11 protein-coding genes are annotated in these 13800 nt (G+C 27.0%); 6 read left to right on the top strand and 5 right to left on the bottom strand.

Annotated features, from left to right (window positions below; all coding sequences use genetic code 11):
• Positions 1–138: 138 nt before the first annotated feature.
• Positions 139–1965 (bottom strand): glutamine--fructose-6-phosphate transaminase (isomerizing), encoded by a 1827-nt coding sequence (gene glmS, locus BHYOB78_RS10050; protein ID WP_020064027.1) that lies wholly within the window; start codon positions 1963–1965, stop codon positions 139–141.
• Positions 1966–2202: 237 nt separating this feature from the next.
• On the opposite strand from glmS, the gene BHYOB78_RS10045 reads away from it, so the two are divergent.
• From BHYOB78_RS10045 to BHYOB78_RS10030, 4 genes are all read left to right on the top strand, one after another.
• Positions 2203–4323: an alpha-amylase/4-alpha-glucanotransferase domain-containing protein gene (locus BHYOB78_RS10045; RefSeq protein WP_012670671.1), complete on the top strand. Its 2121-nt coding sequence runs from the start codon at positions 2203–2205 to the stop codon at positions 4321–4323.
• Positions 4324–4339: 16 nt separating this feature from the next.
• Positions 4340–5005, top strand: coding sequence for an AAA family ATPase (locus tag BHYOB78_RS10040; RefSeq protein ID WP_020064026.1), 666 nt, complete (start codon positions 4340–4342; stop codon positions 5003–5005).
• 180 nt (positions 5006–5185) lie between these two features.
• Positions 5186–6544, top strand: a complete 1359-nt coding sequence (locus BHYOB78_RS10035; RefSeq protein WP_020064025.1) for a family 4 glycosyl hydrolase — start codon at positions 5186–5188, stop codon at positions 6542–6544.
• A 323-nt stretch (positions 6545–6867) separates the two neighbouring features.
• Positions 6868–7458, top strand: coding sequence for a phosphatase PAP2 family protein (locus tag BHYOB78_RS10030; RefSeq protein ID WP_020064024.1), 591 nt, complete (start codon positions 6868–6870; stop codon positions 7456–7458).
• A gap of 73 nt (positions 7459–7531) precedes the next feature.
• Here the strand turns inward: BHYOB78_RS10030 and BHYOB78_RS10025 are convergent, their stop codons facing one another.
• Positions 7532–9220: a vWA domain-containing protein gene (locus BHYOB78_RS10025; protein WP_020064023.1), complete on the bottom strand. Its 1689-nt coding sequence runs from the start codon at positions 9218–9220 to the stop codon at positions 7532–7534.
• A 117-nt stretch (positions 9221–9337) separates the two neighbouring features.
• Entirely contained in the window at positions 9338–10018 is a 681-nt protein-coding gene (locus BHYOB78_RS10020; RefSeq protein ID WP_020064022.1) for a hypothetical protein, read from the bottom strand.
• A gap of 213 nt (positions 10019–10231) precedes the next feature.
• Between BHYOB78_RS10020 and BHYOB78_RS10015 the strand changes: the two genes are divergently transcribed.
• Positions 10232–10855, top strand: a complete 624-nt coding sequence (locus BHYOB78_RS10015) for a class I SAM-dependent methyltransferase (RefSeq protein ID WP_012670665.1) — start codon at positions 10232–10234, stop codon at positions 10853–10855.
• 71 nt (positions 10856–10926) lie between these two features.
• Here BHYOB78_RS10015 and BHYOB78_RS10010 read toward each other — a convergent pair whose 3' ends face one another.
• Positions 10927–12258, bottom strand: a complete 1332-nt coding sequence (locus BHYOB78_RS10010; RefSeq protein WP_020064021.1) for a glucose-6-phosphate isomerase — start codon at positions 12256–12258, stop codon at positions 10927–10929.
• A 108-nt stretch (positions 12259–12366) separates the two neighbouring features.
• Here BHYOB78_RS10010 and dcd point away from each other — a divergent pair, with 108 nt between their 5' ends.
• Complete coding sequence (dcd, locus tag BHYOB78_RS10005) at positions 12367–12885, top strand: dCTP deaminase (RefSeq protein ID WP_020064020.1); 519 nt, start codon at positions 12367–12369, stop codon at positions 12883–12885.
• A gap of 512 nt (positions 12886–13397) precedes the next feature.
• On the opposite strand, the gene BHYOB78_RS10000 is transcribed toward dcd, so the two are convergent.
• Positions 13398–13721: a cupin domain-containing protein gene (locus BHYOB78_RS10000; RefSeq protein WP_008723089.1), complete on the bottom strand. Its 324-nt coding sequence runs from the start codon at positions 13719–13721 to the stop codon at positions 13398–13400.
• Positions 13722–13800 lie beyond the last annotated feature (79 nt).

The following is a 13800-nucleotide window of genomic DNA, read 5'->3' as shown; positions in this document are numbered from 1 at the left end:
ATAATAAATCAATTAATAAAAAAATACAATTATAATAATTATTTATTTAGTTAAATAAAAAATCCTGTATTTTAATAAAATATAAATAAGCTGAAATAAATATTTAATAAAATACAAGATTTTTAATTTTTGTATTATTTATTCAACTGTAACACTTTTTGCTAAATTTCTAGGTTTATCAACATTGCATCCTCTTATTACAGATGTATGATAAGCTAATAATTGTAATGCCACAATGGAAACTATTGGCATAAACATATCCTCAACTTTAGGAAGATATACTATTTTTTTATATGAATCTTTATCTATATCAGCCCCTTCTTTAGCAAAAAGTAAAACATTGGCTCCTCTTGATACAACCTCTTTTGTATTGCTTATCATTTTAGTAAATATCTTTTCTTGTATAGCCAATGCCACTACAGGAGTATTATCTGTGATAAGAGATATAGCGCCATGTTTGAGTTCTCCTCCTGCATAAGCCTCGCAATGAATATAGCTTATCTCTTTCATTTTTAAAGCTCCTTCCATTACCTGATAATAATCTAAATCCCTTCCTATAAAAAATATGCTGTTAGCTTCTTTATAATCATAGCATAGTGATTTGATTTCATCATTCATAGTGAGAACTTTATTTACAGAATCAATAGTGTTGAGTAAATTTTTTATTAGAATTTTTATATAATCATTATCTTTGATTTTTCTTGCAGATATTATTTTAAAAGTTATCAAATACATTATAGCCATTTGTACAGAATAAGCCTTTGTAGAAGCCACAGATATTTCAGGGCCTGCATAAGTATATATAACATAATCTGCATTTCTAGCTATAGAAGAACTATTAACATTAACTATAGCTAAAGTTTTGTATCCTTTTTCTTTAACTAAATTTAAAGCCGCTAAAGTATCAGCAGTTTCTCCGGATTGTGATATGAATATTGAAAGAGTTTTTTCAGTTAGTATAGGATTTTTATATCTGAACTCAGAAGCTATTTCGCATTCTACAGGTATTCTGCAATTATCTTCTATAAGTCTTTTTCCTATCATAGCTGCATGCATAGCAGTACCGCATCCTATTATATAAACTCTGTCAAAGAATGTCCAAAAACTTTCATCTTCAATTCCGTCTCTTTTGAAATCTGGAATACCATGAACTATTCTAGGCTCTATGGTGTCAAGAAGAGCTTTAGGCTGCTCATTAATTTCTTTAAGCATAAAATGTTCATATCCGCATTTTTCAGCCTGTTCTACAGTCCAATTTGCCTCAAGTACTTTATAATCTTTTTCTTTTAAGTTTTCATCATATATAGTTATTTTATTTTTTTCTAAAATAGCTATATCTCCGTCATCTATCAAGACATATTTATTTGTATATTTCAATATTGCCGGTATATCTGAAGCTAAGAAATTTTCATCTTCCCCTAAAGCAACTATTAAAGGAGCAGATTTTCTAACAGCATATAATTTATTTACATCATCTTTAAAAATTATAGCAAATGCATATGAACCTTCTATGATTTCTAAAGCCTTTTTTATGGCAGTTAAAGGATCACCTTCATATAATGAATCTATTAAATTTGCAGCAGCTTCGGTATCCGTTTCTGATAAAAATTTATATCCTTTTTTTATTAAATCATTTTTTATATCTTTATAATTTTCTATAATACCATTATGTACAAGTGAAAGCCTTTCTGTGAAATGAGGGTGGGCATTAATATCCGATGGTGCTCCATGTGTTGCCCATCTTGTATGTCCTATTCCTACATTTGAGTTTATATTTTTTTCATTTTTTAAAATATTTTTCAAATTTTCAAGTTTTCCTTCGGCTTTGAAAGTAATAATATTATTATTAGAATCTGCTATGGATATGCCTGCAGAGTCATATCCTCTGTATTCCAAAGAAGTGAGTCCATGCATTAATATATCTGATGCATTATTATCCCCTATATATCCAACTATTCCGCACATAAAACAAAAGTCCTTAAAATAAAATTTTATCAGAAAAACGTCATTTTTTAAAAAATCAGTTTTTTTGATAATCGAACATGATAAATAAAAAAATCAAAAAGTCAATACTGCTTAAAGTAATACTATACATAAATAGGCACTTTACAAAAAGCCTTATTTATTATAGAATTATGTTAATTAATTTTTCTATTATTACGAAATTATAAGTAATAAATTTCAATAAAACAGGGCATTATCATGAAAACTATTAATTTAATATTGGGTAACCATAATCATCAGCCGGTTGGCAATTTTGACTTTGTATTTGAAAATACATATAAAAATGCTTATAAGCCTTTTTTAGATATATTAGAAAAATATAAAGATATAAAATTTAATTTCCATTATACAGGCTGTTTATTAGAATGGCTTGAAAAAAATCATCCTGAACATATTCAGGCTTTGAAAAAACTTGCAGAAGAGAAAAGAATAGAAATGCAAAGCGGCGGTTTTTATGAACCTATAATGCCTTCAATACCGGATAAAGATAAAGATATACAAATAAAAAAATTAAATTCATATATAGAAAAGAATTTTAATATTACTCCTCAAGGTGCTTGGATTGCTGAGAGAGTTTGGGAGCCTACATTAGTTAAAAATTTAGCTATGAATGGAATAAAATATATAATGCTCGATGATTCTCAGTTTTTAACTACAGGTGTAGATACTAAAAATATGTTCGGTTATTTTATAACTGATAATGAAAATTATAAATTGAATATATTTCCAATATCTCAGGAGCTTCGCTATTTGATACCATTCAGAGATGTTGAAAAGTCTATTGAATATTTAAAATCAATAGCTACAGAAGAAGGAGACAGAGTTGTAGTTCTTCATGATGACGGAGAAAAATACGGAGATTGGCCTGGTACTCAAAAATGGGTATATGAAGATAAATGGCTTGAAAAGTTTTTTGATGCCCTCACAAAAGAAAAAGATACTATTATCACTACTACATATAGTGAATATATGGAGAAGCATCCTCCTATATCTAGAATTTATATACCTACAGGCTCTTATGAAGAAATGCTTACTTGGGTTTTACCTGCTAAGGTACAAGATGAATTCCATACAAAACAGGAAGAACTAAAAAAATCTGAAGATAATGAGATTATAAGCAGATTTATGAGAGGCGGTTTCTGGAGAAATTATTTCAGTAAATATTCTGAAAGCAATAGAATGAATAAAAGAATGATATTCACCTCAAATATGATAGGAGAAATTACAGAATCTAATTATAAAGAAAAAGAAGAGGCTTTGAGTTATTTATTAAAAGGTCAATGTAATTGTCCTTATTGGCATGGTACATTCGGAGGACTTTATTTAAATAATTTGAGACATGCTACTTATGCTAATTTAATTAAAGCTACTTCTATATCTTTAGAAAAAGTTTATGGAAGAAAATATTTCTTAAGTCATAGTTTAGATTTTGATATGGACGGAAGAGAGGAGATTATGATTTCCTGTGAAAATGCAGGATTAGTTTTCCATACTTTAAGCGGATCTATAATAGAATGGGATTTGAAAAAAGGTAATCCTATCAATTTAATAGACTGTCTTAGAAGAAGAGAAGAAGCTTATCATATAGCTGCTGTAAGAAATTCTAATAATAAACAGGAAGATAATGAACATGTATCAATACATGAAATAGCAAAAAAAGTTGATGAAAAGATTGCTAAATATTTGGTATTCGATAAAAATGAAAAAGTATTCGGAGTTGACCACTTCCTAAATAAAATGCCTACTGCTGAAGAATTCCAATTATTAAAATATGAAGAAAATGCAGATTTTTATAATCTTCATTATGATGTTTTGGAAAATCTTATTAATAAAGATTATGCTACAGTATCTTTTGAAAAGACTTCAAAAGTTAATGGCAAAGATATACATTTAGTAAAAAGATATATAATAAATAATGATGGAAAATTTTCTGTTGAGTCTATCATAGAAAATAAATCTAATGAAGATATAGAATTTGTATATGCTTTAGAAAATAATATAACATTGCTTGCAGGACAGGAAACAGACAGATATTATATAGGCGGCAATGAGAAAATTTCTAATAATTTGTCTGACTGCGGAGAATATAAAGGCACAGCTTTTGGTATGGCTGATGAATCATATATAAAAATAAATGTATTAATGGAAGCTAGTGAAGAAACAGTATTCTTATATATGCCTAACTTTACTATATCTGATGCCGTTGATAAACTTGAAATGAATTATCAAAATTCTACTGTAGTATGCTGCAAAAATATATCATTAAAAGCCGGAGAAAAAGTTAAATATAAAGTAAAATTGGATGTTAAATACATTTAATTTAAAGGTAGTATAGATGAAGCTGTTTTGTATTATATCTGATAAAAGTCATGTTGGTAAGACTTATATTTCTTCTCATATAGTGTCATCATTAAAATTGCTTGATAAAAGTGTATGCTATTATAAACCTTTTGTGATGGAAGTAAGAGATAATAAACTATTTGACCCTGAGTATATAAAAAATACAACTTCTTTAAAAGCTTCAGAAATATTTGTATCATATGCTACCAATGGCAATATATCTCCCTTGCATAGTATCAATGCAAAAATAGATGAAAGAGATATTACTGATCTCATAGATGAAAATAATAATATTTATGATTATATGGTATTTGAATCATTATCTTTATATTCGCCTATAAAAGAGAATTATAACTTTATGGATTTAATGCTTGATATAGAAAAAGAAAATGAAATTCATATAATACCTATTGTAGAATATGATTATAATGTTATACATTCATCTTTAGAGCAGGTTGAATTATTCCATACTAGAGGATTTAAAATACCATTTATAATTATCAATGTAAAAAAAGATGTATTCGTTTCATCTAATGTTATAAAATATATTACAAGGCAAATAGACCCTATAAAAGTACATATAACTGAATTTGATAATGAGGCAGGAATATCAAAAATTAATGATATTAAATATCCTAATATGATTAAAGACTTATTCTGATTTTATATATAATAATCATTTTTAACTTTCATTAATTTGGTATATAATATATTTAATATTCTAAAAAATTAAAAATATTCATTAATATCAATAATTTTTATTAAATTTTATTAACATTAAAATATTATTTGTATATAATAGTAATTATAATGATTAATTATGTTTATAAGGAGTGTAAGGATGATTAAATTTGTTTTAGTGGGTGCAGGAAGTGCACAATTCGGATGCGATATGCTTGGAGATATTTTCTCTACTAAATCTTTGGAAGGTTCTCATATTACATTATTAGATATTAATACAAATGCTTTAAATAAAGTATATGATTATGTTAAAGAATTTATAGAATCAAATAAACTTAATTTTACAGTTGATGCTCTTACAGATAGAAAGAAAGCTTTTAAAGATGCTGACTTTATTATAAGTTCTATAGAGGTAGGGGATAGATTTCAGTTATGGGATGAAGATTGGAAAATACCTATGCAGTACGGTATTCATCAGGTTTATGGAGAAAATGGAGGACCTGGAGGAGTATTTCACTCTTTAAGAATCATTCCTCCTATTTTGGATATAGTAAAAGATGCTATGGATATATGTCCGAATGCTTATATATTTAATTTTTCTAATCCTATGACTGCTATATGTACAGCTGTAAAAAGAGCCTATCCTAATGCTAAATTTATAGGATTATGCCATGAAATAGGCTGGCTTCATAAATGGCTTCCTAAAATTCTTAGAATGAATTATGAGTCATTGGATATTAAAGCAGGAGGCCTCAATCATTTCAGCTGTCTATTAGAAATAAAAGATAAAAAAACAGGAAAGGATTTATATCCTGATGTATTAAAAAATGCACATGGTTATTTTGAGCATGAAGTAGGGTATAGTGATTTATTAAAGTATGCTAAAGCAAATAATGCATTTTCAAAGACAGAAAATTTTGACCATTCTATAGAAGAAAGATTGAAAGGTGAATTTATATGGGCTGACAGAAGATTATTGAAAGTGATATTAGAAAAATATAAATTATTGCCTATAACAGTTGATAGTCATTTCGGAGAATATATAGCTTGGGCTTGGGATGTTGTTGATCATAGAGGTATATTAGATTTTTATGAATTATATAGAACTGTACTTTCTAAAGCTGAGCCTAAAATAGAATTGATAGTAAAAGAAAGAGCTTCAAGCATAATAAATGCTATAGTTACAAATGAAAGTTATGTTGAAGAGGCTGTAAATATTTTAAATGACGGATTGATAGAAGATTTACCTAATTGGATAGCTGTTGAAGTACCTGCTGAAATAAGTAAAGACGGAGTTAAAGGCGTAAAATTAAATAATGTACCTAAAGGTTATTTATCACTTTTAAGAAATTATGTAAGTGTATACGATTTAACTGCTGAAGCTGCTATACATCATAAAAAAGAATATGCAGTTCAGGCTATACTTGCTAATCCTGTTGTAAATGTATGTAAGAATATTGAAGAAATGGTGGATAGAATGATAGAAAGTCAAAAACCATATTTGGATTATTTAAAATAGAAGAAGGCGGATGTACTATATTTAGAAATATGCCTTTATTTTTTGTTGACTTGTTAAATGGAAAATGCAATGCAAATAATACTAGGCTTATCAATTCTTCAAATAAAAGTTAAATTTTAAGAATTTCTAAAAACTAATGAATAGTGCTAAATTCAATATTTTTAATGCAGCAATAAAATAAAAAATATTTAGTTATATAAAATTATAATAGGGAAGGGAAAGTGTAATTCCTTTCCTTTATTATATACCTTATTAAAAGGAATAAATATTTATTACATATTTACGATATAATTGTTTTATAAAAAATTAATTGAGGAATAGTAATGAACATAATAAATGTATTCGATAAAACTATAATAGAATTTGCACATAGTTTACATAATAATTATCAGATATTAGATTTGTTTTTTTCATTAATAACAAATTTAGGAGAATCAATTCCTTTAATGGTATTTACAATTATATTAATATTTATAAAAAGAACCAGAATTTGCGGTATTAATATGGCTGTAAGTTTGTTTATATCTATATTAATAGGAGCTATTATATTAAAACCTTTAATAGCTAGAGAACGTCCTTTTACAGATCCTATTTATAATGAATATTGGATTGCTGTTGGTAAACATCTTGAAACTTCATTTTCATGTCCTTCTTCCCATACTACTGCATCATTTGCTGTGCTTTTTCCTGTTTTTTTGTATTTTAATAAACAATATAGTTTTATAGCTGTATTGATTGCTTTATTGATAGGTTTTTCAAGAGTTTATTTAGTAGTTCATTATCCTAGCGATGTGGTATTTGGGGCATTTATTGGAATTACTGTATCTTCTTTAACATATTTTGTTTTTAAAAAAATAAATATTGAATATAAATTAAGTCAAATTAAAATTATAAATAAATTTGATAATCAATAATATAATTAAAGCCCAAACCTATTACAAGGTGAGGGCTTTAATTATATTATCAACATTAACGATTTTATCAAATTTAGAAATTTAAGAAGTATAAATAATCATCAGAGAAATCTTCTTCCTCTTCTATCTCTGAAGCCAATATAAATTCTACAGTAACATTCTTCATTTTAGCTGTATTTAAATTTAAATCTAAATCAGCTCTTCCAATAACTTTAGCAGGTGCATCTGTAAGAACTATTACTAATCTTTTTTGATTAATATAATCAAATGTTTCTAATGCTTCCTGTAAAGCTTCATACATAGGTTCTGCTTTATCTCCGCCACCTGCAGCATAAAAATAGTTAACTTCTCTATTTATAAAATTAATATTGTCGCTGAAATCTATTTTTTTAGTGAGGTAAGTATCTTTTACATCTCTATAAAGCAAAAAGCCTACTCTTGAATATTTATGATTATCAAATAATTCTGTAATCATACCTCTTATATCTCTTTTTATGGTTTTCAAATAAGGATGCATACTTTCTGTTGTATCTAGTACTATAACTAGATCTATTGCACCTTCATTTTTATATCTTTCAATAATGCTTCTAAATTTATCACTTAATTCATCTGTATTGTTTACATAATTATTAGGCGTATTAAATGATTTGCTCGCATTATTCAAATTATTCATAGCTTCCAAATTATAATTAAAATTATTTTCTGCTATGTTGTTTTCTACTGCAGGTTTTTCTATCATAGGATTTTTAACTACAGGATTTTCAACAACATTAGCAGAGGATAAAATTTTTATCTCATTACTTTCTTTAACAGGAGGAGCAGCATCTTTTTTTACTATTATAGTATTTGTAGAAGTTTCTATCACTCTATCTCTAGGTCTTATTTGTACAGGGCCTTCATTTCCTCCGCTAGGCATTTGAGGAGGTACTGCTTCCTTTTGTACATTTGTAGTTTCTATAACATAATCTATAGGATAAGTAAAGCTTTCACCCTGAGTATTAAATACATTGAAAGATAAATATCTATCCTCAGGCAGCTGTTTAAAATATGCTTTTATATAAAGTTTTTTACCCAATGATCTATTAAAAGTATCTTCTAATACAATACCGCTGCTGTCATAATTTCCTGTATTGCCATAAGAAGTATCTATTAATTTATATGATGTATTTGTTCTTCCTTCTCTTACATAAAATGCATATTCTCCGTTATCGCCTCCGGAGTAGTATAGATAAAATGCATATAGATCGCCTTCTTTTTCAACATTTCTAAGGGTTATAGTAGGTGTTGAAATTTCAGCATTATTTGCCTTTAATATTATTTCATTATTTATTAAAGTCTCATTGTTAATATTATAAGCCTCTAAAATTAGAGTAATATTATCCCTTAAAGTGAATGAAGAATTATTGTTTCTTCTATCTAAATATACATTTTGCGGAATGAATACTTTAAATACTTCCCCAAGTTTATAATGATAATCGCTTTCTCTTATTCTGACTATAGAGTTAGTATTGCCGCTATTATCAATATAAAGATAAGAATTAAGTCCGTCTTGTCTTTTTAATTGTATTCTGTATCCATATACGTTCGGCTTTTTCTTTAAATAGAGCTGATAACCATTTATAAACTTTACTATCTCTATATCGTTAGTATTAATTTCTAAAGAATAAGTATTTACGGCGATTTGGCTATATAAATTTTCTAAAGTAGAAATGAATACTACCGATAAAATAACAAATAAATATTTATATCTTATGTTTCTCATGTTGATACCCTCTTACAGATTATTATCGGTTAAGGATATTATAAATCTGCATTGTTATGTTAATTGAATAATAATATTTTTAATAATGAGTTTACATAATTCTGGATTATATATATATCATAAAATATTTTTTATTTCAACAACTTCGCTGGATTCCATAAAATTATTTATTGTTACTAATTTAATTGAATGGGTTCCGTCACTAAGTTCAGCATCAGCTATGAAATAATAATTAATTCCTTTTACAACTTGACTTGCTGTATAAAGTTCTTGAGTGTATTTTATATCTTTAATATCTTTAACTGCATTTTTGAATATTTTAATGATATCATCTGCTTCTTTAGAATTTAATATATTTATTTTTGCCTCATCAGATGATGTGCATACTATTCCTCCAACGCTGCTCTGACTGCTTTCTATGATTTTTTCTAATTTTGCTACGGATATTTCATTTGAAGGAGATACATTACATACTATAATTTCATAATAAGGCGATGCAGATGGATATGTTATTTCACTTCTGCAAATAAAAGCATAATTTATACCATTAAGTGTTTGATTGCCAAGATAAAGCATTAATTCCCTTTTTACTCCTAATAAATTTTTTACAGTGTCATCAAAAATTTTTTTAATATTTTCATCTATTTCATTTATTTGTTTAGGATTAATGTCCCATTCTCCTTCTTTTACTATTTTTTGACTGTTTTCATTTGAATTATTATTTTGTTTTTCTGATTGATTAGAGCATGATATTATTGATATAAAAGATATAATAATAAGTATTAATGTTTTTTTCATAGTGTTTTCCTTTAAAAATTATTGATATATAAAACAGTTTATACAATAAATAGAAATAAATGTATCATAAAAAGAATATGAAATAATGTATTTTTTTAAAATAATTTATTTTTACATAATTAAATATATGAAAATATTAATAAAAGTTTATTATTGATTTAATTATTTTAAATGTTAGAATATACTAACATTTTACGTACAAGGATAATATTTATGAAAGATTATGAAAAATTATCAAAAGAACATTTTAATAAGCAAGCTAGTATTTATGATGAAAAAGATACTATTTATTATTCTAAATACGGAAAAATTAGCTGTAATTATGTGTCAGAATATTTAAAAAATATAGATTATAATAAACTTTTAGATATAGGTTGTGGAACAGGGTATTTAATAAATATGCTAAAAAAATATAAAGCTACTGCAGAATTTTATGGACTTGATTTATCAGAAGAGATGATAAATATTTCAAAATCTAAAAATATAAAGGATGCTGAATTTATATTAGGTAGTGCCAATAAACTTCCTTTTAATGATAATACTTTTGATATAGTAACATGCATACAGAGTTTTCATCATTATCCGTATCCTGATGAGGCTATGAAAGAGGTTTATCGAGTTCTTATAAAAGGAGGAATTTATATATTATCAGATACAGGAGTGGGAGGAATTGCAGCTTGGATAGATAATAATATTTTATTTAAGATTATGAAAAGCGGAGATTGCCGCACAGAAAACAAAGAAGGTATATCTAAACGAATGCTAAAAAATGGATTTGATGTAATAGATAAAAAACAGATAAAAGGTTTTATATATTCTGTTGTAGGAAAAAAATAATAGATATATAAAATTAAAGCTGATAATAAATATTATTTATTATCAGCCTTATTAATAATATTTTTAATTCATTATTTGCCTAATCTTGCTCTCAAAGTTTTCCCCATTTCCTCATAACCTTTTTTACCAAGCATAGCAAACATATTTTTCTTGTATGCCTCTACGCCAGGCTGATCGAATGGATTAACTCCAAGTATATGTCCGGATATTCCGCATGCTTTTTCAAAGAAGTACAAAAGCTCTCCAATAGTGAATGGAGTTATTTTATCTAAATCTATTATAATATTTGGTACTCCTCCATCAACATGGGCAAGAACTGTAGCTTCTAATGCAGATTTATTTATTTCATGTAAAGTTTTTCCATCTAAATAATTAAGTCCGTCTAAATCAGAATCTTCTTTTTTCATTTTTAAGTCAATATCTTCTTTATCAACTCTTATAACAGTTTCAAATAATCCTCTTTTTCCGTCTTGTATGAATTGACCTAAAGAGTGTAAGTCAGTAGAGAAATCAACAGAAGCAGGGAATATACCTTTTTTATCTTTACCTTCGCTTTCTCCGTATAGTTGTTTCCACCATTCAGAGATATAATGCATTCTAGGTATATAGTTAACCATTATTTCAGTGCTGTAACCTTTTGCATAAAGAGCATTTCTAATCATAGCATATAACATAGAAGGATTTTTCTTATAATCCATTTCTTTAGTTATTTTTGCCATAGAATCGAATCCTTTAACAAACTCTTCTATATTTATTCCAGAAACAGCTATAGGTATAAGTCCTACAGGAGTAAGTACAGAATATCTTCCTCCTACATCATCAGGTATAACAAAAGTTCTATATTTATTTTCAGTAGATAAAGTTTTTAAAGCTCCTTTAGCCTTATCAGTAGTAGCTATTATTCTTTTAGCTGCTCCGTCTTTGCCGTATCTTTTTTCAGCATATTCTTTTAACATTCTGAAAGCTATAGCAGGCTCTGTTGTAGTACCGCTTTTTGATATAACATTAATATAGAAGTCTTTTCCCTCTAAATAGTCTAGCAAATGTTTGAAATATTCTCCGTTCATATTATGTCCGGCATATACAACCTGAGTATTTCCTTTTTTTGCTTGAGAGAAAGGATTTAAAAATGATTCAATTACTGCTTTTCCTCCTAAATATGAACCGCCTATACCAACAGATACTAAAACTTCAGCATTTTCTCTTATTTCTTTAGCTAATTCATCGATTTCTTTGACCATTTTTAAAGCTTCAGTTGGTAAATTAACCCAACCCAAAAAATCATTACCTGCACCTTTTTTGTTTTCAAGAAGTTCATTTGCATGTTTAGCATGTTCTGCGAGATATTCTAATTCATGCTCTTGTAAAAATCCTAATACATTTTTATAATTTATAGATAGCATTTAATAACTCCCATCATTTTATTTTACTCGATAAATTATACTATAATAATACCGAAAAATAAAGTGAAATAATTTAAAACTAAAATAAATTGCAGGAATAATAAATAAATGATTTTGTCAGGGCTTGAAATAGAAAAAAATCTAGGAAAAGATATAATAATAGAACCATTTAATAGAAAACAATTGAATTCTAATAGCTATAATGTAAAACTTCATAATAAACTTTTAGTATATAAAGATAAAATTCTTGATATGAAAAAACAAAATGAAGCAGAGGAAATAATAATACCTAAAAGCGGTTATGAATTAAAACCTAATGAATTATACTTAGGCAGAACTTTAGAGTATACAAGTACAAAAAAATATGTACCTATGATAGAGGGCAGATCATCTATAGGAAGACTTGGAATATTTATTCATATTACTGCTGGTTTTGGCGATGTTGGATTTTCTGGTTATTGGACTTTAGAAATTTTCTGTATAAAGCCTATAATAATATATCCTGAAGTAGAAATAGCTCAGCTTTATTATCATACAATAGACGGCGAATATGAAGAATATACAAGCAGCAAATACCAGAATAATACAGATGTTCAGCCTAGTATGCTTTATAAAGATTTCAAGTAATTTAGTATTTGTATTAAATTTTTTAATTAATACTTTTATATTAAAAATAATCCATTTCAATTTTTACATTTGAAATATATTTGGTATATACCAAAAATTTTTAAGTTTGTCAGCCGATGCACTTTATATAAATGTTATCTACTTTTTTGTCGGACTTCGTCAAAGTAGCTGCCACCACCGCAGGTGGACTTCGTCGGCACGCTTCGCGAAAACGCAATTGCTAGAACTTTATATTTGAAAAATACTTATTAAATATAGGATATATCCTAAATTTGGACTAAAAATGTAGTTATTTTGGTTCTCGCCTGCCGTAGGCACACTTCGTGAGGCGGGCTGTACCTTATACCAATAAAAGAACTGGGGGTTCGAGGACTAGTCCCCGAAAATAATAACAATATAAAAAATAAAATTGGCAAAATATAGTTGTTTAGGTATATACTGAAAATTTTTAGTGTAACATAATTTTAGATTATATTACACAAATTTATTTTTTACTATTAATTTATAAAAGATTAAATAAATACTAAAAGTAAATTAGATATTCCATTTTCAGAAATTCCTATCATGGAATGCACAGAATGCGGTCTTACTCTTATAATATCGCCTTCTTCTAAATCCACGATTTCTTCTTCTACTATATATCTTACTTTACCGCTTAATACTATTACCATTTCTTCGGAAGGATGTTCATGATATGGTATTAATTGATTAGATTTTTGTGCAATGGCATAAACAGTATAGCCTTTATCAGATAAAGTTTCTATCAACCTTTCATCATCTTTCACACAGTCAAATTCTCTTTCAGTTGTTGATTTGTAGTAATATTGTTCAGTCATTGTACACCTCATTATTATACTATAATTTCGGCTTGCAACCTCTTAAAATTAAATTTATATAAAAAATGGGTAAAATCAA

The organism is Brachyspira hyodysenteriae ATCC 27164, from assembly GCF_001676785.2.
In the GTDB taxonomy this organism is placed as follows: Bacteria; Spirochaetota; Brachyspiria; order Brachyspirales; family Brachyspiraceae; genus Brachyspira; species Brachyspira hyodysenteriae.
This window is presented reverse-complemented; position numbering and strand designations above follow the sequence as displayed.

What these genes read in the sequence shown, in the direction of transcription:
- BHYOB78_RS10020 (WP_020064022.1), bottom strand. Translation starts at nt 10,018, where the DNA reads ATGAAAAAAACATTAATACTTATTATTATATCTTTTATATCAATAATA.
- BHYOB78_RS10035 (WP_020064025.1), top strand. Translation starts at nt 5,186, where the DNA reads ATGATTAAATTTGTTTTAGTGGGTGCAGGAAGTGCACAATTCGGATGC.
- BHYOB78_RS10040 (WP_020064026.1), top strand. Translation starts at nt 4,340, where the DNA reads ATGAAGCTGTTTTGTATTATATCTGATAAAAGTCATGTTGGTAAGACT.
- BHYOB78_RS10010 (WP_020064021.1), bottom strand. Translation starts at nt 12,258, where the DNA reads ATGCTATCTATAAATTATAAAAATGTATTAGGATTTTTACAAGAGCAT.
- BHYOB78_RS10045 (WP_012670671.1), top strand. Translation starts at nt 2,203, where the DNA reads ATGAAAACTATTAATTTAATATTGGGTAACCATAATCATCAGCCGGTT.
- BHYOB78_RS10025 (WP_020064023.1), bottom strand. Translation starts at nt 9,220, where the DNA reads ATGAGAAACATAAGATATAAATATTTATTTGTTATTTTATCGGTAGTA.
- glmS (WP_020064027.1), bottom strand. Translation starts at nt 1,965, where the DNA reads ATGTGCGGAATAGTTGGATATATAGGGGATAATAATGCATCAGATATA.
- BHYOB78_RS10030 (WP_020064024.1), top strand. Translation starts at nt 6,868, where the DNA reads ATGAACATAATAAATGTATTCGATAAAACTATAATAGAATTTGCACAT.
- BHYOB78_RS10015 (WP_012670665.1), top strand. Translation starts at nt 10,232, where the DNA reads ATGAAAGATTATGAAAAATTATCAAAAGAACATTTTAATAAGCAAGCT.
- dcd (WP_020064020.1), top strand. Translation starts at nt 12,367, where the DNA reads ATGATTTTGTCAGGGCTTGAAATAGAAAAAAATCTAGGAAAAGATATA.
- BHYOB78_RS10000 (WP_008723089.1), bottom strand. Translation starts at nt 13,721, where the DNA reads ATGACTGAACAATATTACTACAAATCAACAACTGAAAGAGAATTTGAC.